The sequence below is a fragment of the Mesorhizobium sp. M0983 genome, assembly GCF_040318975.1.
Taxonomy (GTDB): Bacteria; Pseudomonadota; Alphaproteobacteria; order Rhizobiales; family Rhizobiaceae; genus Mesorhizobium.
Window position 1 is genome coordinate 322,706 of the sequence record NZ_JAMYNH010000004.1, and the last position, 22,285, is coordinate 344,990.

The window sequence follows — 22,285 nt, forward strand, 5'->3', positions numbered from 1 at the left end:
GGGCTCTCCTTTCCTTTCAAACCAACGAAGAGGTGCATCATGCGCATACCCCTGGCTATTGCTGTTTCTATCGCATCCCTGATGTCGGCATTCCCCGCCGGCGCCGAAAGCGGGCGCGTCATATCGATTGCCACTGAAGGTGCCTCGCCGCCCTGGGACGGCACCGACGCGAACGGTCAACTCTACGGTTACGATATCGATGTTGGACAGGAACTCTGCCGTCGCATCGAGATCAAATGTACCTTCGTTCCGCAGGATTGGGACGGGATCATCCCGGCACTGCTTGTCGGCAAGTTCGACGTCATCATGTCCGGGATGGCGATTACGGAAAAACGGAAGCAGTCGATCGCGTTCTCGATCCCCTACGCCACCGGCTTCAACCAGTTCGTGGTGCGCAAGGACCTGGGTCTCGACGCCGGCGGCACCAAGGAAAAGGTGAACCTTTCGACGATCGGCGACAAGGAGAAGGCTACCATCGAACGCCTCAGATCGACCCTCGCGGGCAAGGCGATCGGGGCACTGCGCTCGTCGAATTCGGAAGCCGTCGTGAAGGAGATACTGGGCGACGTGGTGACCATCCGCAGTTATGACAGCCTTGACAATTTGAAGCTCGATCTTGCCGCGGGTCGCATCGACGGCGGCCTCGCCGACTATTTCACCTGGCGGGATTTTCTGGAGACGCCTTCCGGCTCGGATGTGGTGTTTTTCGGCCCTGAACTGAACGGCGGGCTCTGGGGGCCGGGCGTCGGCGCAGGTCTGCGCAAAGACGATACCGAGTTGCTCGCAAAGTTCAACGCGGCCATCGACGCGGCCACCAAGGATGGAACGATCAAGGCGCTGAGCCTGAAATGGTTCAAGAGCGATATCTCGCCTGCCCTCTCGCAATAGGCGGCAACCGACTTCGACATTGACGTGGCGCTGGCCGGAACGTCAGCGCCCTCCCCTCCTTCAAGGCGAGCCCCATGAAAGACCAGTTCTGCGCGGTCGTTACCGGCCAATCCCTGATCAAGCACGACATCCGTGACGTCAAAGACGAACGCTTCATCGCGATTACGGACTTCCTGCGCCAAGGCGACGTCGTCTTCACCAACTTCGAGTCGACGATCCTGGGCAAGCACGGCGGGTGGCCGACCAAGGGCAAATACTTTGGATATTCCAGGGCTGAAGTGCTCGACGCATTGCAGGCGATCGGTTTCAACGCGCTTGCGCTCGCGAACAACCACGCCTTCGATCTCGGCGCCGGCGGCATCCTCTCGACACTGGAGGAGGTGGAAGCGCGGGGCTTTCTGCATGCCGGCATCGGGGCCAACGAGACTGACGCCAGGAAACCGGGCCGCCGCCGGTTGGGCCCGCGTGAGGTCGCGCTTCTTGCGATGGATGCGGGCCCCGGCCCGACCAATATGTATGCCGAAGACCGCACGGCCTTCCGGCCGGCTCGGGCTGGCGTCAATGGCCTGAAAACCGTTCGCAAGATGGGGGTGCCGGACGGACATTTCCGCAGACTGGCAAGGCTGGGCGCTCATTTGCAAAGCTCCCCCTTTGAACTGGCCAACTATGCGCAACCGGAGGACCCAGTAGAGGTGTCGGCCGGCAAGGAGATCAATTTCTACGGCACCGTGTTCACGCAAGCCGCCGATTTCGGCCGTCTGATCGAAGTCGACCAGCGGAGCGCGGGTGTCCATCTGTCCGCCATCCGGCACGCGGCGGCACAAGGCGATTTCGTCATTGCCTATCTGCACCACCATCATTGGGAACCAGGTTGGCAGGACGTGCCGCGCTGGGTGCAGACCTTTGCCCGGATGTGCATCGACGCCGGCGCGAACCTGTTCGTCAGCCACGGCGCGCCGGTGCTGCAGGCCGTGGAAATCTACAATGGCTCGCCGATCTTCTATGGCCTCGGAAACTTCCTCTTCCAAGTCCACCCCGACGAAACCGAATGGGATCCACCGGAAGTCTGGCAAAGCATTATCGCCGCGTGCCGCTATGATGCGGGCGGAAACCTAGCGGGCATAGACCTCCTGCCCGTCGTGATCGGCGCGGAAGCTCAGTCTCTCGGATCAGCAACGGGCAGACTGGTGCCCGTCGCCGTCACTGGAAGCGCGGCGCGAGACATCCTCGAGGGATTCGCCACCCGCTCGCGGGCGTTCGGCGTCAAAATCGAAGTGTCCTCGACTTGCGGCCGCATCGCCCTGCCCGCTGCACGAAAATTCGGCTGACGGCCGCGATCGGCCGTCAGACGGTCTTGCATTCGGTCGGCGGGGACTCGCCGGCCGTCTCGCTATCCGCCTTTGTGTCTAGCAGGGCCAGTTCTTCTCCTAACGCTGCGATCAGGGACGAGACGCGACCGCGCACACGCGGCGGAAGATTCACTAGCCCCTCGATCAGGCGCCGCCCTTCCGCGCTGGCAATGAAATCCAGGCGCTCATCGACCGGCAGGGGCCGCGCCTCGGCGCGGGTCGCATCGTTTCCCGGCAGGCCTTCAAAAAAGCGGCCGACAGGAACGCCGAGCGAGCTGGCGATCTCGTAGAGCATCGACGCGCTCACGCGATTCCGCGCGTTCTCGTATTTCTGCAGCTGCTGGAAACTGATGCCTATCGATCGGGCAAGCTGGGCTTGCGAGACGTCCGATTGGACGCGAACGGTCGCAATCTGCCTGCCGACATGCTGATCGGCGGGATGAGGGTCAGTCTCGACCTTTGGCTTCGACCCCCTCCGAAGGAGGATGGCGCGTTGCGGCTTCAACAAGGCCTTTTGATGCTCCACAAGTCAGTCGGATAGAGAGACTGTCGCGTACGCAGCGGGCTCTTCGCACCGATGTTATCTGCAGATCGAATCGCCATTTAATATACCTTATAGGGTGCAAAATGACCCTATAGGTGGCAAAGAAAATCCGCCTGTCGATTGTGGACTCATGGTCAGTCCACGACAGATTCGAGCCGCACGGGCTTTGCTTGGTTGGTCGCAGCAGGAGCTTGCTGACAAGGCAATTGTATCGCTGAATGCGCTGGCCCGGTTGGAAAACGGCAAGGTGGATTCCCGGATCAGCACTCTGCAGGCCATTGAGGCAGCTCTGATAAAAGCAGGTGTCGAATTCTTGTCCGCTGGCCAAAAGGGTGAAGGTGTACGGCTCTTAGATCCTCATGCTTGAATGTTCATTTGGCGGAAAGGCGGGTTCTCGCAATTGCAATGGCCACAAGTACCCTCCTGCGGGTGACGAGAGGCAAAGTCGTGGTATTGTCGGAATCAGCCATGATCCGAGCTCGCTGAAGCTTGGTGGTGGTCAGGCCGGGCAGATGCGCACCATCCGCCCGTCAATTTGATTGCAATTTGTCTAACGTCAGTCATTTAAGCTGACATTCGCTCCGAAGTCAACCAAAAAGACTGATTTTAGCTTGATGAGCCAAATTTCCGTGGAGCAATGCAGAGGCGCCAGAGCGATGCTCGGCTGGAGCCAAGCTGAATTGGCCGAATCTGCAAGTGTTTCGCGCGCTACGGTTGTGGATTTCGAACGAGGCTTGCGCGTCCCACATCGCAACAACCTCGGTGCCATTCGTGAAGCGCTCGAAGCTGCCGGTATAGAATTCATTCCGGAGAACGGCGGTGGTGCTGGTGTGCGCCTGGCCAAACGGCGCTAGCGGCGCCGAACACACAGCTTCGAGCGATTTGCCCAAATCCGAAGCCATCCTGGTGTGCGAATTCAAGACAACTGCTTCGGTTTGCAAAGGTGTTAGGTGACCCGTTGCAGACACCAACTTCCGGCCCTTTTCGCGCCAAAAAGCGGACATTTGAGTTCGCACGCACCAAAGGACCGGCTTTGAGCCGATAACGGTCGATCAGCTTGTGGCCTCCTGGAGATAGAAAGCGGCCGGCTGACGGCAGCCATTTTCACGACAGAACGTCGTTGACGTCGTCCGAGTTGGCGCTGCGTCCCATCATCGAGGACGTTGCTTCGGGGAACGCAACGCGCAGCAAGCGAGAGCGAAGCAGGCGCCCCTACCTCCAAGGATCCAGGTCATGGATTTCGCCGAATTTCTTGCCATCGACGACAGCTTCGCGAAAGATGGACCCGAGACCCCTTGTCATGAATATGGCCCACAAATCCGATGTCACCACAGGAAAGACGATACCTGACTGAACTGGCTACAGAGCTGTCGCGACTCTACGGCTTCGCTCGGCAGATGAACGAAATGGACTTCGCGGCCTCCCTCGGCGGCGAGTTTCGCGGGATGCAGGACGCGGGCTGGTCCACCCAAATCACCGCCGCCGACGTTCGCCAGGAACTCGATACCTATCTGACCAGGGACAGCCAACTGACGACGGCCGAATATCGCATCGTGCTCCTGCTTTACTGCCAGCTTGCCGAAGCCGGCGGAGTGTACGAGTCAATCAAGAATGTGATGGGGGTAATCACGGCGGTCCCGTACAATCTATGGCCGTTCCGGGAACTAGTCCGCGTCAGGAAGCAACCCGCAGCAATCATTGGTCCGAATGCCAACAAGACATTCCGTGACCTTGCGGACACAGCCAAGGCGATCGGCATGCCGCGCTTGGCGAAGTTGCTGGCTAACGCCTTTCGCGATGACATCCGGAACGGCATCGCCCATGCGGACTACGTGATTTGGTCAGACGGGCTGCGCCTTCGTCGTCGCAACGGTGGCAACGTTTACGCCATTTCACATGAGGACGTCTTGTCGGCGGTGGTGCGCGGGATCGCGTTCTTCGACATCCTGCAAGACCATAACAGGACGGCCATGGGCTTCTACAATCCGCCGAAAGAGATAGTGGGCAAGTTCAGTGGTAATTTTCCAATGCCTTGGACGGTACACTCCGACCCTGTGAAAGGGACGTTTTCGATAAGTGGATCGTCGCCCGGACCAGTCACCACGCCCGCCTATCTCCGGCAGGTGGAGATCACCGATCGACTTGGAGGCAAGGTGCTGGCTGCGTTCCCGCGGCAGGGAAACAGTGACGACGAAATCACAATCAATGGGATCGAAGCAGCCGGCTACGAACCACATGTAGTTCCGTTGGACCCTACCGGATTTGCCGACCTGTTGAAACAGGTCGAGCACCACGCCATGCAGGACGATCGCCGGACGAAGGAGAACGGACTTCTGATCGCGAGCCCCTTCGGTTTCGTGCAGCTGGCCGATTCATCCGCCCTCGATGACTTGTTGCCGCCCCCGATTACCGAGGTCTTGTTCGACGAAGCCGAAGGGGTTTCCGACAGACCGGCTGACGGTGGCTAAATACTCCAGCGAAGCGACCGGCCACGCCGAGGAACGGTCTGGCTTGAGCACACGTGTCGATGCTCCTGTTCCGCACGGCAACGGCAGACCGGTTCTATGGCTGGCGCCGCCGAACCAGCCGGCACCTTGCCGACGAATTCGCGCTCCACCGCATCGAGTTCGCGCTTATCGCAGTGAATCGGCGCCACGTCGTCCGGAGTCGCGTCCAGCGCCGGTTCAGTTGGATCAGGTGTAAAATGCCAGTTGGTCGAGCGTGAGGAATGCTTGCAGCGCCCGCACTTGAGTATAGCTCTCGGCATCGGCTTCGCCATGTCCGACGGCGTGACGGGAACTTGCCTTGCCGGTTCGCGCTGCTGGATCGAATTCGGCGAAGGTGTGCGACTTCAAATAGTGCGCGAACGCCGCCGGAAACAACAACGTGTCTGGGTGGCCCGCCTTTTGCTCGGCGGAATGCACCGCGAATTCGAGCAGTTTGTCGAGCTTCGCGCCTTTACCATGCAGATTCCGGTACGCATCCCGCAGTATACCCTCGATCTCCGTCAGGACGATTTTCAGCACGGCAACGGCATCACCGGACGCGAAATTGTTCAGTGCCGATCGAAGCAGTTTCTCTTTGCCCGCGAAATGCGGTTTCGACATCCACCGCGCAAACATGCTCTCGACCCGCTGCACGTCGAAAGCCGACAGTAGCTTCCCCTCGACCTCGTCGAGCTCAAACCCCGCCTCGCAGTGGCTGGCGAGCTCGCGGAACTCCTTGCCAAGTATCTCGACGAACGGAAACCACCCGGCCTCGATGAGTCGTCCGAAAACATTTGCGTCCGCAATTGCGTCGTAGAAGTCACGATATTTGAGCCGGCGGTGAAGCGTTCCAAGATCCCTTTCCATGTTTTCAATGGAGAGGTCACCATCCGGGTTGAAGTCGCAGAACAGCGCAAAACGCCAACCCTCCCGGAAGATGCAGAGGACGCGATCTTCCTTACCGATCTCCACCAGCGGGAACGACATTGCAGTGACATCAGCTATGTCCGTCTCGAAAATTACGGTCCCCGCAGTCATCGGACGTTTGACCAGAGCCTTGATCGACACTGCCGCCGCATCGAGCCACAGATCGCCCGTGTTGTCGGGGTGAATCACAAGCAGAATAAACCCCGGGCTGGTAAGGCTGACAGGGTGCCCAGCTTGAGCCGAGCGATACTCGATATGGGCGCTCAGGTTCTCGACAATGCGGTGCTGATGCAGAATGTGACGAATGCTGTAGTCGATGTAGAAACCATGGGGATGATACGGGACCACTGACCTTTTGAACTCAGCGTCGAGTTTCTCTTGGCTTTCGGGCTTTAGGCGATCAAACAGCTTCATCAGGTTGTGCGATTTGACAATTCTTGGATCGTCGTGGTCGAAGACGAACCACGCTTTGAGTGCCAGCTCCATCGAAAGCGCCAAAAGCATCGGTTCAACACCGACGTGTTCGCGTTCGCTCTGGTCTGCATGCTCTCCGAATTCTCGACTTGGAAAGCTCTGAGTTTTTCGAAAGATCGCCTTTGCGGCTTCCCCGATCCTAATGGCCGTCGATAAGCGCGCACTCATTAGCGATCCATTGATGTTAACTGGCTCTGGAGCTTGACCTGAGATATTGCAAGAACGCAATCGCTTAGGCTAGGCCGGAATTACAAGCTAACGACAAGTTAGAGTTAGAGTTGAGTTAACTGCCGGCGACCTGTTTTCCTACCTCTTTGTGGCGCGAATGCTATCTGGTTGATCCGTATTATCTGAGCCAAGGTCTCGAGAACTGCGGGGCATCCGCGCGAGCTTGCCGGGCTATGTCAGCTCGTTTGCATTCAAATGCTGGCCGTCCGGCTAATGAGCAGACTGTCCGCCTTCAGGAACTCCCGGAAGGTGGATGAACGACCGGAATGCTGAAGGGTTTCGGGTGCCGTCAGGCGTACGAAAGTCTCTCATGCAGGAACCCGCGTGCCGCACGCGGTGAGCTATGGGGATTTGTGTTTCGGGGTGTGCCAGCGCCTGGGGCGAACTTCCGCATAGGATGCGGTGGGCATGTCGTGGAAGCGGCTTCTGGGCCAGGTCGCAGAGCGTGTATTGTTGATTCCGACGGGATTGGTGTGCGTGACGACCGGCGCCACGGCAACGTGCACATAACATCCCGTTGACCGGCGTCGGCGTGGCGCGGTCGTACGAGCAACTTGGCCATGCCGGGTCATGGGGCGTTCTCCCGGTTCGGCGCTCTTGAGGCAGGCGGTGCACGAGGCTGGCACCACCGTTCGAACCTCTCGATGACGACCATGCGTCCGCCGCAGCAGGGGCAAGGCGGGCGGACGTCAGCCGGTTCTTCCGGAGTGTCGTCTTGGGGCGGCGGAGCGACGTTCAGCAGTTCGCGCGCGAGTGCGAGGCTGGCTTTGCGGGCGGAGCTGGCGAGCAGCCCATAGTGACGGATGCGGTGGAACCCACACGGCAGGACATGGAGCAGGACGCGGCGGATGAACTCGTCGGCGGCAAGCGTCATGGCGCGCTGGCGCTCGGCACCGTCGCGGCGATAGTCCTTGTAGCGGAAGGTGACTCCAGCCTCGTCGAAGGCGATCAGGCGGCGGTTCGAGATGGCGACCCGGTGAGTGTAGCGCGACAGGTAGGCGAGCACCGCTTGGGGGCCGGCGAAGGGCGGCTTGGCATAGACCACCCAGCGCTTGCTGCGAACAGGCTTCAGATGACGCAGGAAGGCGCGACGGTCGGCCAGGTGTGCCGCCGATCCGAAGAAGGCGAGCCGACCGGCGTCGTGCAGCGCGACCAGCCGGGTCAGGAACAGACGGCGGAACAGCTTGCCCAGTACTCTGACTGGGAGAAGGAAGGCCGGCCGCGACGATATCCAGCGTGACCCGTCCGGCGCGATGCCGCCGCCCGGCACGATCATGTGGACATGGGGATGGTGGGTCATTGCCGAGCCCCATGTGTGGAGCACGGCGGTGATGCCGATGCGCGCGCCGAGGTGCTTGGGATCCGCCGCGATCGTCAGCATCGTCTCCGATGCCGCCTTGAACAGCAGATCATAGACCAGCGCCTTGTTGTGGAACGCGATGACGGCGACCTCGGCGGGCAGCGTGAACACGACGTGGAAGTAGCCGACTGGCAGCAGGTCGGCTTCGCGCTCGGCGAGCCATGTACGGGCGGCCGCGCCCTGGCACCTGGGACAGTGCCGGTTGCGGCAGCTGTTGTAAGCGATCCGCCATTGGCCGCAGTCCGCACAGGCTTCGACATGACCACCCAATGCAGCGGTGCGGCAGTGTTCGATCGCCGACATGACCTTGAGCTGCTGCAGGCTCAGATGCCCGGCGTGGGCGACCCGGTATCCGGGGCCGGCAGCACGGAAGATATCGGCGACCTCCAGGTCCGCCCGCACCGGTTCAGCCGGGAGGCGTCTTGCCTTCCATCAGCGCCATCAGCCGGTCGAGCGGCCCCGCGACCGCGTGGATCGTCCGGGTCGAGACCTTGGTGTAGAGCGCGGTGGTATCGAGCTTGCTGTGCCCGAGCAGCACCTGGATGACGCGGATGTCGACATCCTGCTCAAGCAAGTGGGTGGCGAAGCTGTGACGCAGCGTGTGCGGACTGACGCGCTTGCGGATGCCGGCGACTTCGGCGGCTTCCTGGACCGCGCGATGCAGCTGCCGCGACGAGATCGGCGCTGTGCAGCCGCGCCCCGGGAACAGCCAGCCATGGGGGAGCATCACCCCGCGCCGCTTGCCTTCGCGCCACCACAGCCGCAGCAGTTCCAGCAGTTGCGGCGAGAGCATGGCGTTGCGGTCCCTGCGTCCCTTGCCCTGTTCGACGCGGATCAGCATGCGTGTCGAATCGATGTCGTCGACCTTCAGATGCGCGACCTCGGATACGCGCAGGCCCGCGCCATAGGCGACACCGAGCGCGGCCTTGTACTTGATGCCTGGCGCCGCTTCGAGCAGCCGCGCCGCTTCCTCAACGCTCAGCACATCGGGCAGCTTGCGCGCATATCGCGTGACCACCAGCGCGCGCGCCAGATCGCGCCGCCTCAGCGTCACCGTGAACAGGAATCGCAACGCCGAGACCGCACCGTTGATCGTCGCCGGGCCCAGGCCGTTCTCATGCTGGCGGAGCTGGAAGCGTCGGATGTCCTCGGTCGTCGCGGTGTCGGGGGCGCGACCAAGGAACGCGGCGAAGCGCCGGACATGACGAACGTAGTCCTGCTGCGTATGCGGTCCCAGACCCCGCATCAGCATATCTTGCTGCATGCGCTGGCGAAGCGGCGTAGTCGGAGCATCGGTCGACAAGGTAGCCATGGCAAGTTCCTCTCGTTGAAGGGAACTCCATGGTCGGATCGCGGGCTCTACCCGCTCAAGGCCTATGAATACCGCGCCATCTCAGAACCAGGCGACACTCCCGCGCAGCGGGTTCGTGCATGAGGCGCGAAGCAGACATTCGCAATTCCGCGTGCCCACGCCAACTGCTGGAACCGCATAAACATTCAGGAAAAAGCCCATTCCTCATCGGTCGGCGCAATCAGCACGTTCCGCAACCGTCTGTGAAGTTCATGCCACGACGGGTCAGTCACGAAGCCTTTCATGCTTCCACATGCCTCGGCGAAGGAAATGTCGCCCAAACGATCGATAAGATCACTCATCCCGCCGTCCCTGCGATTTAGGAATAGCTCGAGCGGATCATCGTCACGCTCAATTACCCGATGTCCCCAAGCACCCGGTACGTCGTCCGTTGCGAGAGCCTGCCGAAGATCTTCATCCACGCCAGCGGCCTCGAGCGCCCGGGAGACGACATATCGCATCAGGGGATAGTAGATCGGCTGATAGCTGCCTCCAAGCGCGCGCACGCCGGGCAGGATCGACAAAACCAGAAACATCAGCAGGAGATTGGGGACAAGGCTGCGGTTTGCCAGCCGCTCAAGGATGTCGGGGGCTGTGAAGCACGCCACCTTCATCCCGGTCGCAGGATCGATGAGTTCTCCGGCGATCAGACGCAGCGGAAGGCGCTTGCCATTTTCATAGAACCAGAAGAAATCGGTACCGCGCGCGAGCCAGCCACTCCAGGGGCCGGACGCCAGCCCGTCGAGCCCGGCAAGGATATTGGAAGCGAACTTCGGGTCTTCCAGCAGTCTCATGCGCAGCCAGGAATTTTCGTCCGACAGATGGTCCGCCACCAGGTCGGCGATATCCTCGTCGTCGATCTGCAGGAAGGCAAAGCGGCCTCCGAACATTTTTGGCCAAAGGATGAGATTGGCTGCCTTGATGGCGTGCGCGGGCCGCTCGAATTGCGTCTTCGGCAGAAGGCCACGAAGCAGCGTGAGCGCGTCTCCCCCAGTGTTTGGCTCCGTCGGTAACAACTCGAACCTATAGGGTCCCGGTGCGGCTAGCAGGCTGTATCCGATCATCCGGCTTCGGCTGAGGCCAAAGATGTTGACCGACTTCCCGTCAACGGTGAGCCAGCCTGGTCCCTTGCGTGGCTTTTCAACGAGGTTCACCGTCGAAACGGCGTAGGAAACGTAGGTCGAACAGCCATGAGCCGAGAGACCAAGGAGGCTGAAGATATGCGTGTAATAGGCTTCCGGCTCCAGGAGGAGAAACAAATGAGGGCCTGTCTGCAACACGCGGCGCCTTTCGAAATCCTTGCAGATTTTCGAGGCGGTATCGGTCGACAACCCGTTTCGTGTCGCTGCCTTCCTGATGATGTCGAGTAGTTTGGTGAAGGCGCGAAAGCGAATTTCTGGCACGGGACCCGAAGCCGGCGCCGTAAACAGGCGAAACGCATAGTCGCGGATTGGCCGGGAATGATAAGGTCTCATCCAGGGGTAGAGTGCCTCCAAAGACCCCAGGACTGCCTGTTTCGCATCTACGCCTGCTGTTAGCTCTTCCACCTCACGATTCACCTTTTTCTTGCGTCTGAACGACACCTACACTCAAGCACGAAATACCGATGAGGAGCACCACTCCGAAACTACAGAAAATCGTCGAAGGAAATGCTCGATCTCCTACAGCGGCGGCGATGCCGAAGACGAGTAACCCGAGCGCCACGGCCACACTATGCATAATGCCTTTTGCCCGGCCCAATAGATAAATGGATACATGCGACTGCAATGTGACTTCAACGCTGACGCGCCCAAGATTGTATAGAAATCCGAGCGCGGCAAAAAGGACCACAGTCCAGGGCGTGCGCAGAGATGTCAGCGCCATGAGTACCAGCGCCGTTAAGCCCAAAAGCATGAGATGCCGCGCGTGGGTACTCATCGCTCTTTCAATCCGGAATAGAGAGACCGCGCCGATCAGTGAGCCCGCCGACCATGCAGCCTCAAGGTAGCCGAAATCCACGGCAGTACCCTTCAGCTCCTGGAAGACGAAGCTCGATCCCATGACGCTGACAAGCACCGCGCTTGTATAGAGAAGTGCGTAGACGACGATGAGACGACGCAGGCTCGGATCGATTTCCGCTGCAGGGATTTTGGCGATGCGGACATCGCGCGAAACCGGTTCTAGCCGCATCATGGTCAGGCAACCCGCTGAAAACAGGAAGAAGGCAGCAAGAACGGTGAATGGCAGGGCTGGGGAGCGCTCATGCAGCAAAGGCCCTGCAAGCAGAGCTGCGCCGAGGTTGCCGACCTGCATGACGAAGAAGACGGCGGAATTCGTGGCTACAAGATTGCGGCCGTCAGCTATCACGGGGATCAATGATTGAGAGCTCGTAAGCGCGACTCGGTCGCAAAACGAAAAGAGGGCCGCTGACAGGCAGATGATCAGAAACACGTCCATGCAGAGGAGCGCGCAAGCGGTAGCCAGCATAACGAGAAAGCGGCTGAGGTCTGCCGCAACGTTCAAGCACCGCCTGTCAAATCGATCCGCCGCTACGCCGGCCAAAGGGCTCGCGATGAATTCGACAACGCTGACGATCGCAAGGAACGTCGCCACGCCGGCAGTTCCGTACCCTCGGTCGACGAGAATCCAGGCGGATGCGATGTAGTAGCCGTTTCGGGCAACAGCCGCCGATAGCGTGCTGGCCAGGAATCCGAAGCCGGAGTTGGACTGCTCGGCCCGTCCTTTGGCATGATGATTTCGAACCAGGTTTGACATGAGCGGCGTATCCGGCTGACCGCCGATGGATACCTTCTTCCGCCAAGCCTGCTTTACTGTGATGTTGGGGTTTTCCGATACTTGCTGAGAACCGACTAGCGGCGGCCTAGATTCTGCACTTACGACGAAATTCCGTGGGGGCCGCGCCGAAGGCCCGCTTAAAGGCGGTCGTGAAATGGCTTGAGCTGCCGAAACCACATTCCATCGCGATTTCCGTCGCCGACAGATTGGTCGATCGCAGCATGTCCGCGGACTGCTCCAACCGTCGCTGCGCAATGAATGCGTGCGGCGTCATGCCTGTCGACTGCTTGAAGGCCCTCCAGAAATGGAACCGGCTCACCCCAATTTCTTTTGCCAGATCGGCGAGCCTAGGTCTGCCGTCCGACAACGCCTCGATCATTCCCACCGCTCGCTTGAGATCGAACGACGACAAACCGCCTTTTGCCGGTTCCTGATGGAAGCCGTTCAACCTGAACATTTGCCCGAGCAATTGCGTGGCCTGGCATTCCACCATCGTTGCGCTAATGGGGTCAGGCTGCTTGAGCTCCAAGGCAATTCTCTGCAACGCCAACTCTACAGTGCCGTCCCGAAATCCGATCGAAGGCGGCAGCACTGCCGGGCGATGGCGAGCCATTCCCGCAAACACGTCGTCGGCGAACCCTTTTTCAATCGAGACCAGGAGGTAGGAAGCGGTCGCGTCCCCCTCGTCCCACCCATTCCAATCACTGCCGGCGGGCATGAAGATTATCGAACCGGCCCGGCGCGGCAAAAAGGCAATCCGGCGCCCATCCACAATGTCTTCTCCGCGGGACGCCGTGCCCTTCAGGTTCATCAAGAACACATGGTTTGGCTGGAGGAGTCTTGTCTCCTGACGCTCAAGCCCGGTTCTTTTGACCACGTCCGCCCGCACGCTCCCCCAACTCTCATACTTGTGGGCAAGGGATTGGTGCCGTGAACGGCGATTCTCGGTCGGGTCGAGGGCAAGAGTATTCACGTATCCACAGCCTCCTTACTGGCGAGTGGCCAGTCGTTGCATGATGTGGCGAACCATGGGTTGCTGAACAACACGCGAATAACTCTGGATTGGTAGAAGATGTGACTTTAGCGAAAAAATGGCAAACGAGTGAAAGCCGCCTGTATCCGGCAGGCCTACCAGTTGGCTTAGCCAATACTTGAGCTCGGTGAAATATTAGACCACACTTATCTTAGTGGAATTTCCCCCATCGACGTATCGGCATCTCACCAATGGAACGGTGCTGGAGGCATACTGCGATGCGTGGACTCGACGACTTTCTAACTGAGTGCGACCATGGCCCACGCATCAACGGACTAGCCGGCTTTTTCGCGGCGACCGCCGCTGGCAAGAGTGGGATGCCAATCCGCAAGCCCGTCGCCGACGCCCGCCTTCTGCCGAGCGATGAACTGCTGCGCGGCCTGGTCAGCCTGCATGCGGCACGACAAGGTTTTTTCGACCAGCACTACCACGGCAGCATTCCTTACAGATTGGAAGAGGAGTGCCGGATGGCCTACGCAGTGCTGAAATACGCCCGGCATCGTGGCGCTCCGCTTGCGCTATACAGCCTTGGAACGGCGGAAGGCACGATGGCGAGAACACTGTCCGAACTGTCGGAGGGACAGATACGTACACTGTCGTGCAGCCCGAACGCGGAGAATTACAAATGCTTCATGGCCTATGGCCAACCGCCGCACGCCGACTTCTTCATTGGTCCCTTCCATAAGTTGACCAAGGACGTCCTGAGCTCGGATCCGCGACTGGCAAATTTCGCGCACGGGTTCGATATCATTCTCGAAGATACCACCTTCCAGATGTACTCGCCCAATCGATCGGGACAGATCGAGTTCGTTACCCAGCACCTCAAGCAGGACGGAATCTTCGTCTTCGTCGAGAAGTTCCGGGCAACCGAGGAGCCGGACTACAGGCGTCGCGAATACCAGAAGGATTTCGGCTTCAAGGCGCGCTATTTTCCCCCAGACGAAATCGAGAAGAAGCAAACCCTCGTTCTGGATACGATGTTCGGCAATGAGGTGACCTTGGCAGAGATGGCTGACGCAATACGCGCGCATTTCAGGTACTGCTCCATGACGTGGAACAGCGGAAATTTCTGTAGCCTCGCGGCGAGCAACAGCGAGGAAAACCTAAACCGGTACCTCTCCCAGATGGCCACTCCAGCCATTCCGCACGAGTACGTCTACGAAACGAGCTTGTATCCGACCCTGCCGGATAGCCTCCCCGCCGCGCAGGAATAGGCTCCTGCGCTTTGGGACAGGTCAACAACACGCTTCGCCGTTTGGACCATGTCTTCGCAGCTGTCGATCATGGTAGCCTCAGGCAGGCCGCAAGAGTCCTCAGAGTGAGGGAATCCTGTGTCAGCCGCAACATCGTTGCTCTCGAGCAGTTGCTCGACATGCAGTTGTTTGACCGCGACGTCCATGGCGTTCGGCTGACCGAGGCGGGCCGGGCCTGGGTCGATCTTGTCCGGGCTCATTATGAAGGCTTGCACGATGCCCTTGCCGGAGGTAGTCGCGGTCACCAGGATGCCAAAACGGTCAGGATAGGGTTATGCGCCCAGATGGGCCGCACGTTCGTGGCACGTCTCATCGATCGTTTTGGCCATTTGCATCCGGACGTATGTGTTGCGATCGAAGACGTTCCACTGGAACAGTGCCTGGCGGCTATACGCCGCCGGCGCCTCGACATCGTCTTCACGCATGGGCTTGAGAACGCCGCCCTTTGCCGTAGCGAGATATTTGCGCACGAGCGCCTGTTCGTTCTCCTGCCCTGTTGCCACCCGCTTGCTGAAAGGCCTGCGGTCACATGGGCAGATCTTGCAGATACGTGTCTGCTGGTTTCAGGCGGATCCTCCCGGGATCTGCGTTTGCTGGAGCACATCGCTGCGAATGGTGGCCCCACTGTCCAGATATGTCGCGCCAGCGAAGCAACGGTCATCCTCAAGGTGCAACTCGGTCAAGGCGTGGCTCTGGCGGGCGAGGGTTTTGCCAGGACAGTCGCCATCGACGCCATGGCTTGGAAACCGATCAGTGGCCAGAGCAGCATCAGTTCGATCAAGGCAGTGTGGCTGGAATCGAATCCAAAGCGTGCGCTTCTGCGGCTCGTTGGGACCGCAAGAAACATGGTGGCAGCAACGCGACCCGGGCCTACCCCTGTCAATGCAGGAAGTTCGGAAGGCCGCGGCGCGATTTCTGAAGTCACGCCATGACTCGGAGGCGCGACTAACGCGGTTCGACTTCAGTCGTCCGGCCCTCAACCACCCTCCGAACGCTTTGCCCTGGCAAAGCCCCGATACGTCGCAATGAACCGCTCCAACATCGCGACGATGAGGCGCGGCGCATCGGCGGGCCGTTGCCCTGCATCGCGGCCGAGGATCTCCGCATTATCCAGACTCTATGGGCGTGTCTCATGCCTGTGACGTTCCGGCGCTAAGCTTGGCAAGCATCACCGTATTCCAAGCAGCAGGTTCAGCGTTGTTGTCGGGCCCCCCCCCCCGGGGGGGGCCCCCGGGGGGGGGGGGGCCACAGGCCCGGGGGGTTTTTATTTGTTGTTTTAAAAAAATGACGCGGCGCCCCACCCAAGGGGGGGGTTGTGGGGGGGGCCCCCGCGCGGGGGGGGGGGGGGGGGGGGGGGGGGCCCCCCACAACTGCCGAGGAGGTTTTATCCCGCAACTGTATTTCACCGAGTTGTCTGCTCTTCGCCTTTCCGGTGCGTTCGATGGGATGACGCCACACCTCTCGGCCGCCGCGATCCCGGCGGCCGAGAGGTGTGGGCTCAGTGATGGCATCCCGTTCATCCTGGATGACGATGGCGAATACGACCTCGATCTCAATCGCTTCTTCCGGGTTTGCCCGACCATGGGAGTGCGCTCGCCAAACAGCCTTCGCGCTTATGGGCGGGACCTGCTGGTCTGGATGCGGTTCCTTTCCGAGAGACGGCAGGGCAAGCGCATATGGCAGGCCGACCGCGAGGATCTCGCCGCCTATCATGCGGCGCGGCGCCGATCGGCTCCGGCGCATCGGATCTCGGCAGCCTCGTGGAACCGTGCCGTGGCGGCGATGGAGAAGTTTTATGGCTGGGCGGTCGAGGAAGAGCTGATTGCGGCCTCTCCGTTTGGGTCCGTCATGAGCTGGCGGCCTGCGCGGAACGGTCGGTTGGTCCCAACCAGGACCGTCCGAGCGAGAGAGCCCGGCGCGCGGCGTGGTGATCTTCGCTTCATCGGCCTCGATCATTTCCTTGCATTCCGGGACGTCGGGCTGCGCGGCCGCATGCCCGATGGACAGGAAGATCTGGCCTGGAGCGGACGCCATGGCGAGCGCAATGCCCTGTTTGCGGAGCTGCTCGTTACCACAGGGTTGCGGCTCGAAGAGGCCGCCAGCCTGCTCACGATCGAGTTGCCGCCGGTGGATCCGTCCCACTCCGCGCCCAGGTCGGTCTCGTTCCGGCTTCCCGCGTCGATCGCCAAGGGCGGAAGATCGCGGGAGATAAGGATTCCGGCCCGGCTCTTGCGCCGGCTCGCGGATTACGTTGCGATCGAACGGACTAACGCGGTGGTCGATTTGCGCAGCATCGATTCCGATTCCATTACCGTCGGGGAGGAAGCGGGCCGGAGCAGCGTCACCATGGCTGATGATGCCGGTGACGTCAGGCGGGTCAGCCTCGATGTGTTGAACCCGCGCGACCGAAGTCGGCTCGTCACACGGCGCGGCGAAACCCATGGCGTTATGGCTGAACGAGGCGGGCCGGCCGATGACGCCGGCGGCCTGGTCGGTCGTGTTCCGGCGCGCGAGTGCGCGATGCTGTGCCCTCGGCCTCGATCTGCGGGTCGGCCCTCACGCCCTGCGCCACACCTTCGCGGTCCACATGCTCTCCATGCTGATCCGCGAACAGATCGGATCGGTGCTATCCGATGGTCCGCCCGACACGCCTGGCTCGGCGGTTTATCGCCGGATGATCGGCGATCCCCTTCAGAAGCTGCAGCGCCTGCTGGGACATGCCAGCATCGCCAGCACCTACATCTATTTGGACAGTCTGGAGGAGAGCAGGATGCTGGTGGAGGCCGCCGCCGAGCGCTGGGGTGCTGCGCTCGACGGCGAGCCAGGGGACCTTTCATGAGCGGCCGGCGAGCGAGCTTTCCGCCGCCTGAGACGGCGCCGCCACGGCCACTCGGTGCTGTTCGCTTCGAGGTGCAGGTGGAGAGCGGCGAGCGCGTCACGGTCGTCCTGGACGATCGGTCGAGGCCACGGCTTGTCCGCGCCTTCGCAGCGTCGCTGCACGATGGCCTCACTGCACCTGGCGTCGTCTGCACACCCACCAAGATACGGACGCAGGTGGATCAGCTCCGACGGTTCTTTCATTTCCTCGATGCCGCAGGCGAGACGGTCGACACGATTGCCGCAATCGAACCGGGACTGTTCGATCGCTACGAGGCGTGGTTGAAGCAGAACACCGTCGCCGGCGCCATCTTCCGACGTCACCTTCTTTCCCGGCCGATCCTGCTCCTACGTCGTATGGAAGAGCTGGAACCGGGCGTTTTGCCGCCAACGCTCTTGCCCAGGCTCACCTATCTCAGCCTGGAGCCCTACAAGAACAGCCGCCCGCGCGATGCCTACAGTGGCGCAGTCGCCGCACGCATCCGGCGCGCTGCCCGCACGCAGGTCGTCGAGGCGGGACGCCGGATCGCCCTGGAAGGCCATTTGCCGCCTCCACCCGCCGACCTTCATCCGATCGTCAAAGAGCATTTTCAGCGGTTGGTCGAAGGCATCGCCCGCGACGGCTGGGCCATGTCGAAGGACCCGCTATTCGACAGCATGCGTCAGCGTGCCATCTATTATGGAGCGCCAAGGCGCAAGGATCTGAGCTGCGTGGCGGTGCATGCACGCTTCTATCTGACCGCGGTGGATGTCGTTGCGTTCATCACCCTTCTTTCGCTCGGGGCCGGGCTCGAGATCGAGTGTCTGCGCGAACTGAAGGTCGACTGTCTGAAGAACCCGGCCAGAGGCTTTATCGATATCGCCTATCTCAAGCGGCGTGCGCATGGCGCGGAGTGGAAGACCATCCGCGTCCGCGATGGCGGTGCGACAACGCCCGGCGGCCTCGTGCGTCTCGCGATCAGGCTCACAGCGCGCGCTCGCAGCCGCCTTGGTTCCGACCGGCTGTGGGTGTGGGGTTGTCTGAACGGGCTTATCGACGGCATGACGCATGGAACCGTCGCCGCCCAGTATTTCGTGCGGGATCATGATCTTGTCGACGATCAGGGCCGCGTGCTCCGCCTTGAGCTGTCGCGACTGCGCAAGACTTACAAGGCCGAGTGGTACGTCAAGACCGGCGGCCAACTCGAGACCTTCGCACAAGGCCACTCCGTCGCGGTCGCCGCAGAACATTATGCCGATATCCCCGCGCTGAAGAGCGTGCATGAGGCGACAATCGTGGCGGCGCTGGACGATGCGCTCGCAATAGCGCACCTCGATGAACCCCGGATCGTCACACCTTCGCAGGAGGCGGCTATCCGCAATGATCCCGGCGCCGCCGACCTGCACGCGGCAGTCGCGACCAATGCCGTGATTCCGTTCCTGGACGGAGCGCAGGACGTGTGGCTCGCCGGATGCGCGAACTTCTACGAGAGCCCGTTCGGCAAGTCCGGCCAGGCCTGTCCTTCGCCTTTCTGGACATGCCTCGACTGCCCCAACGCGGTCATCACGGCTCGCAAGCTGCCAGCGCTGATCGCCTTCATGTCCTTCACGGTCGAACAGCGTGAGGTGCTCGCCAGCGACGATTGGGAGACCAAGTTCGGGCGTGCCCATCGCCGTATCCGCAATCAGATCCTGCCGGCCTTTCCCAAGAGCACCGTCAATGCCGCTCGTGCCGATGCGACGGCGGATCTTCTCTATCTGCCGCCGGAAGCGACGGCCCCATGAGCGCGATCCAGCCGGCGACTCCGATCAACACCTGGGCGATATCGCAGAAGCGGCGCGCAGATGAGATCGTCCTTGCGACGCACGCCCTCAAGCCTGGCACAGAGCAGCCACGCCTGTCCCAGTTTGTCGATGAGCGGTGGGATCTCGCGCCGGCGATCTTTCGCGAGAACGCACCCAGGTCCATCATGGCGGTCGACTTTACGACGCTCAGCGACCCCTGGCAGCGGCTGACGGCCAAGGAGTTCATCTGGGCCCGGCTGAACGAACCATCTCCCTATCCGAGACAGGTCCGTATGGCGCCGACGATGGCGCGCGCGACCTTGTTCACGGTGTCGGGTTTCATGGCATTCGTCGCACGGCATGCAGGCGTGTTCGCCATGCGGCTGGTCGATCAGGAATTGCTCGACGCCTATCTTGCCGAGCTGAAGCGCGAGCCGGGACGCACCGCCAATCGCGCCGCCCACCTCATCGACGTTCCGATCCGATCATGCTCGATCGATACGGCCAGTCCCTAACGCTGGGGAGCTTTTCCTTTCGGCCATGGCGTGGTCGCCCAGCGGTGCGGATCGCCGGGCTCGCGCCTCAGGCGATGTCCGCCGAGAACCGGACGCGACGGATCCCCGAGCCGGTGATAGGAGCGATGCTGCGATGCTCGCTGAAGTATATCGACCTTTTCGCCGAGGACATCTTCGCCGCGCGAGCCGAGCTCGATCGGCTCGAACAGACCTGCGAGGCGCGCAACGATGCGCAGGGCAGCATGTCCTTGTCCGATCGTCTCGACATCTTCATCGGCCGGCGCTGCGTTGAGGGACGCGGCATTCCTATGCGCACCATCGGAAGTCAGGGCCGTCGGTCGACGACAGACGATCCCGGCATCAACTTCCATATCATCGGCCTCCAGATGGGCTGTGACGGACACTTCCTGGCCTATCGCGCACCGCTGAGAAGGCGTCTGGAGCGGGCACTCGAACGGCTCGGCGGCGAAGTCGGCGGCATGGACAGTTCGGTCTCTGTCGAGCCGGACACCGGCTTGCCTTGGCGGGAGGGGTTCGATGAACGCAGCATCGTCCAGGAAGAACGGATGCTGCAGGCGGCCGCCTACGTCGTCTGCGCCTACCTGACCGGGATGCGCGACAGCGAGTTGCAGGCGATGCGGGTCGGCTGTCTGTCCATCAGCCCGAGCGCCGATGGCCTTGTCGAGCGGCATCGCATCAAAAGCACCGTCTACAAATCGAGGCACGTCACCGGCGAAGAGGCAGAGTGGGTGACGATCCCGCGTGTCTCTCAGGCGATCGAGGTGGCGGAACGGTTGAGCGTCCGACAGCGGGAAGCCCGAGGCGCCGACACTATCTGGCAGACGCTTGTGACGACGAAGGGGGATGAGCGCGAGATTCGAGGCGGTGTCATCGAGCTTCTCAACGAACTGCGCGATCAGCTTGACCTGCGATCGCAGAACGGACCCGCCATCCCGCACGTCGACGGAATGCCGTGGTGGTTCACGCCGCGACAGTTTCGGCGAACGCTCGCCTGGCACATCGCCAACCGGCCGTTCGGCACCGTGGCCGGCAAGATCCAGTACAAGCATGCCTCCATCGCCATGTTCGAGGGCTATTCCGGCGCTAGCCCATCAGGGTTTCGGCATGAAGTCGAGCAGGAACGCGCCCTCGGCCAGCTCGACGATGTGGTTGCCTATTACGAGGATGCAGTCAGGCATGGGTTGCCCCAGGCTGGCCCGGCCGCCACGCGGCTGCGCCGCGAGTTTGAGCATGTCCGTGACGAACTCGGTGACCTGCCGGGCCGGATCGTCGATTCCCAGCGGCTGCGTTCGATGCTCAGGCATCTCGGTCGCACGCTCCATGTCGGCCTGCTGGCGGATTGCTTCTTCGATCCCGACACCGCGCTCTGCCTCGATCGCGAGGAAGCGTCGATCGAGCGCAGCGCACCGGCTCTATCCCATTGCAGGCCCGATCACTGTCCCAACGCCTGCATCACGCGGCGCCACCTGGCGCCCTGGCAGGCCTCGATCGCCGAAGGAGATCGGATGCTTTCCGAGCGCCAGCTCTCACCATTCCAGCGGGAAGCGGTCTCCCAGGATAACGAGCGCAAGCGGAACCTCATCGCGCCGCTTCTCGAAGGGATGACGGAATGACGAGACCGATAAGCGCCACCGCCATTTCGGCTATCGAAGCTGCAATGGTCCGGCTCCTGGCCAGCCAGACGGAGAAGGAGGAGTTGAGCATCGCTCGCCTTGCAGATGAAGCCGGGCTATCCCGCGCAACGCTTTACAGGGCGCCCGAGCTGCTCGCACGGTTTCGGGATGCCGCCTCCGCTCGTCTGCAAGCAGCGAGTGTCACTGCACCGGCTGACCGCACGCGTCAGCTTGAGAACGAGATTGCCTCGCTGCGTGGCCGCGAGACTGATGAACTGCGTGCGTTGCGGACCGCCAATCGGCACATGGCTCAACGGATACAGGCACTCAGCCTGCTTGTCGCAGAGCAAGAGCGGAAGCTCACCCGGCTTCAGGCCGAGCCGTCGCCGCCGGGGTCCGTTCGGGTGGTGCCGTTCGTCGCACCGGGCGATCTAGCCTCGCGCTGACGGCCTTGTCCCCGCGCGGCCTGCGCCTTTCGGCTGCGATAGCCACGATCCGAGCGGATGAAAGCCTCGATCATGTGCGGGATCAGCGCAGCCGCATCGACAGGCTCGTACAGCCGGCTGTGCTCGGCCGCGTAGCGGTCCAACTCTTCCTTCAACGGCTCGGGCATGGCGAGCGTCATACGAACCACGCCGACCTTCGGGAGCCGGCCAAGTTTCAGATCCGCCATGGCGCGTCTCCCTCGATAAATGCGACGGCGACATGTTGACCGTTCAGATAATCGGCGTAAGCGGTCAGGTCACGGTGCAATGCCGCGGGTAGCTCCACCATGACCTTGACAGGTTTGTCGTCGGCGATTGGCCCCAGTTTCAGCTTGGCCATTT

20 protein-coding genes and 2 pseudogenes are annotated in these 22,285 nt (G+C 61.4%); 12 read left to right on the top strand and 10 right to left on the bottom strand.

Going from position 1 to position 22,285, the window contains the following annotated elements; all coding sequences use genetic code 11:
• Positions 1 to 39: 39 nt before the first annotated feature.
• Both NKH71_RS10790 and NKH71_RS10795 read left to right on the top strand, forming a co-directional pair.
• Positions 40 to 888 carry a transporter substrate-binding domain-containing protein gene (locus NKH71_RS10790; protein WP_352894878.1) on the top strand — a complete coding sequence of 283 codons (849 nt, stop codon included), beginning with the start codon at positions 40 to 42 and terminating at the stop codon, positions 886 to 888.
• 74 nt (positions 889 to 962) lie between these two features.
• Positions 963 to 2,216 (top strand): CapA family protein, encoded by a 1,254-nt coding sequence (locus tag NKH71_RS10795; RefSeq protein ID WP_352894880.1) that lies wholly within the window; start codon positions 963 to 965, stop codon positions 2,214 to 2,216.
• 16 nt (positions 2,217 to 2,232) lie between these two features.
• Here the strand turns inward: NKH71_RS10795 and NKH71_RS10800 are convergent, their stop codons facing one another.
• A complete protein-coding gene (locus NKH71_RS10800; protein WP_352894881.1) occupies positions 2,233 to 2,745 on the bottom strand; it encodes a helix-turn-helix domain-containing protein in 513 nt (170 codons plus the stop codon).
• 166 nt (positions 2,746 to 2,911) lie between these two features.
• On the opposite strand from NKH71_RS10800, the gene NKH71_RS10805 reads away from it, so the two are divergent.
• The 3 genes from NKH71_RS10805 to NKH71_RS10815 all read left to right on the top strand — a co-directional run bounded on the left by NKH71_RS10805 (position 2,912) and on the right by NKH71_RS10815 (position 5,249).
• Positions 2,912 to 3,148: a helix-turn-helix domain-containing protein gene (locus NKH71_RS10805; protein WP_352894882.1), complete on the top strand. Its 237-nt coding sequence runs from the start codon at positions 2,912 to 2,914 to the stop codon at positions 3,146 to 3,148.
• Positions 3,149 to 3,437: 289 nt separating this feature from the next.
• A complete protein-coding gene (locus tag NKH71_RS10810) occupies positions 3,438 to 3,635 on the top strand; it encodes a helix-turn-helix domain-containing protein (protein ID WP_031214794.1) in 198 nt (65 codons plus the stop codon).
• Between the two features lie 543 nt (positions 3,636 to 4,178).
• Positions 4,179 to 5,249 carry a hypothetical protein gene (locus NKH71_RS10815; protein ID WP_352894883.1) on the top strand — a complete coding sequence of 357 codons (1,071 nt, stop codon included), beginning with the start codon at positions 4,179 to 4,181 and terminating at the stop codon, positions 5,247 to 5,249.
• A 225-nt stretch (positions 5,250 to 5,474) separates the two neighbouring features.
• Here the strand turns inward: NKH71_RS10815 and NKH71_RS10820 are convergent, their stop codons facing one another.
• The 6 genes from NKH71_RS10820 to NKH71_RS10845 all read right to left on the bottom strand — a co-directional run bounded on the left by NKH71_RS10820 (position 5,475) and on the right by NKH71_RS10845 (position 13,355).
• Positions 5,475 to 6,836, bottom strand: a complete 1,362-nt coding sequence (locus tag NKH71_RS10820; protein WP_352894885.1) for a hypothetical protein — start codon at positions 6,834 to 6,836, stop codon at positions 5,475 to 5,477.
• A 628-nt stretch (positions 6,837 to 7,464) separates the two neighbouring features.
• On the bottom strand, positions 7,465 to 8,658 hold the full coding sequence (locus NKH71_RS10825; protein WP_502900348.1) for an IS91 family transposase: 1,194 nt from the start codon (positions 8,656 to 8,658) through the stop codon (positions 7,465 to 7,467).
• A 4-nt stretch (positions 8,659 to 8,662) separates the two neighbouring features.
• A complete protein-coding gene (locus NKH71_RS10830; protein WP_352792124.1) occupies positions 8,663 to 9,568 on the bottom strand; it encodes a tyrosine-type recombinase/integrase in 906 nt (301 codons plus the stop codon).
• Between the two features lie 185 nt (positions 9,569 to 9,753).
• Positions 9,754 to 11,190 (bottom strand): hypothetical protein, encoded by a 1,437-nt coding sequence (locus NKH71_RS10835; RefSeq protein ID WP_352894887.1) that lies wholly within the window; start codon positions 11,188 to 11,190, stop codon positions 9,754 to 9,756.
• Positions 11,156 to 12,361: an MFS transporter gene (locus tag NKH71_RS10840; protein ID WP_352894888.1), complete on the bottom strand. Its 1,206-nt coding sequence runs from the start codon at positions 12,359 to 12,361 to the stop codon at positions 11,156 to 11,158. The genes NKH71_RS10835 and NKH71_RS10840 overlap by 35 nt, the downstream gene beginning before the upstream one ends.
• Before the next feature lie 106 nt (positions 12,362 to 12,467).
• Positions 12,468 to 13,355 carry an AraC family transcriptional regulator gene (locus NKH71_RS10845; RefSeq protein ID WP_352894889.1) on the bottom strand — a complete coding sequence of 296 codons (888 nt, stop codon included), beginning with the start codon at positions 13,353 to 13,355 and terminating at the stop codon, positions 12,468 to 12,470.
• A gap of 278 nt (positions 13,356 to 13,633) precedes the next feature.
• Here NKH71_RS10845 and NKH71_RS10850 point away from each other — a divergent pair, with 278 nt between their 5' ends.
• Both NKH71_RS10850 and NKH71_RS10855 read left to right on the top strand, forming a co-directional pair.
• Positions 13,634 to 14,629 carry a class I SAM-dependent methyltransferase gene (locus NKH71_RS10850; RefSeq protein WP_352894891.1) on the top strand — a complete coding sequence of 332 codons (996 nt, stop codon included), beginning with the start codon at positions 13,634 to 13,636 and terminating at the stop codon, positions 14,627 to 14,629.
• 41 nt (positions 14,630 to 14,670) lie between these two features.
• Positions 14,671 to 15,600 (top strand): LysR family transcriptional regulator, encoded by a 930-nt coding sequence (locus NKH71_RS10855; RefSeq protein WP_352894994.1) that lies wholly within the window; start codon positions 14,671 to 14,673, stop codon positions 15,598 to 15,600.
• A 44-nt stretch (positions 15,601 to 15,644) separates the two neighbouring features.
• Here the strand turns inward: NKH71_RS10855 and NKH71_RS10860 are convergent, their stop codons facing one another.
• Positions 15,645 to 15,782 carry a DUF2274 domain-containing protein gene (locus NKH71_RS10860; protein WP_502900352.1) on the bottom strand — a complete coding sequence of 46 codons (138 nt, stop codon included), beginning with the start codon at positions 15,780 to 15,782 and terminating at the stop codon, positions 15,645 to 15,647.
• A 467-nt stretch (positions 15,783 to 16,249) separates the two neighbouring features.
• Here NKH71_RS10860 and NKH71_RS10865 point away from each other — a divergent pair.
• From NKH71_RS10865 to NKH71_RS10885, 5 genes and pseudogenes are all read left to right on the top strand, one after another.
• A pseudogene (locus NKH71_RS10865) lies at positions 16,250 to 16,423 on the top strand (site-specific integrase); the annotation flags it as partial.
• A 685-nt stretch (positions 16,424 to 17,108) separates the two neighbouring features.
• A complete protein-coding gene (locus NKH71_RS10870; protein WP_352895000.1) occupies positions 17,109 to 17,507 on the top strand; it encodes a site-specific integrase in 399 nt (132 codons plus the stop codon).
• Positions 17,504 to 19,309: a hypothetical protein gene (locus NKH71_RS10875; RefSeq protein WP_352895001.1), complete on the top strand. Its 1,806-nt coding sequence runs from the start codon at positions 17,504 to 17,506 to the stop codon at positions 19,307 to 19,309. Before NKH71_RS10870 ends, NKH71_RS10875 begins: the two co-directional genes overlap by 4 nt.
• Positions 19,306 to 19,824 (top strand): hypothetical protein, encoded by a 519-nt coding sequence (locus tag NKH71_RS10880; RefSeq protein ID WP_352894892.1) that lies wholly within the window; start codon positions 19,306 to 19,308, stop codon positions 19,822 to 19,824. The genes NKH71_RS10875 and NKH71_RS10880 overlap by 4 nt, the downstream gene beginning before the upstream one ends.
• Positions 19,825 to 19,949: 125 nt before the next feature.
• A complete protein-coding gene (locus NKH71_RS10885; protein ID WP_352894894.1) occupies positions 19,950 to 21,458 on the top strand; it encodes a hypothetical protein in 1,509 nt (502 codons plus the stop codon).
• A gap of 370 nt (positions 21,459 to 21,828) precedes the next feature.
• Here NKH71_RS10885 and NKH71_RS10890 read toward each other — a convergent pair whose 3' ends face one another.
• Positions 21,829 to 22,131: a DUF2274 domain-containing protein gene (locus tag NKH71_RS10890; protein WP_352894896.1), complete on the bottom strand. Its 303-nt coding sequence runs from the start codon at positions 22,129 to 22,131 to the stop codon at positions 21,829 to 21,831.
• A gap of 32 nt (positions 22,132 to 22,163) precedes the next feature.
• Positions 22,164 to 22,283, bottom strand: a pseudogene (locus NKH71_RS10895) (DUF2274 domain-containing protein); the annotation flags it as partial.
• Positions 22,284 to 22,285: the final 2 nt, after the last annotated feature.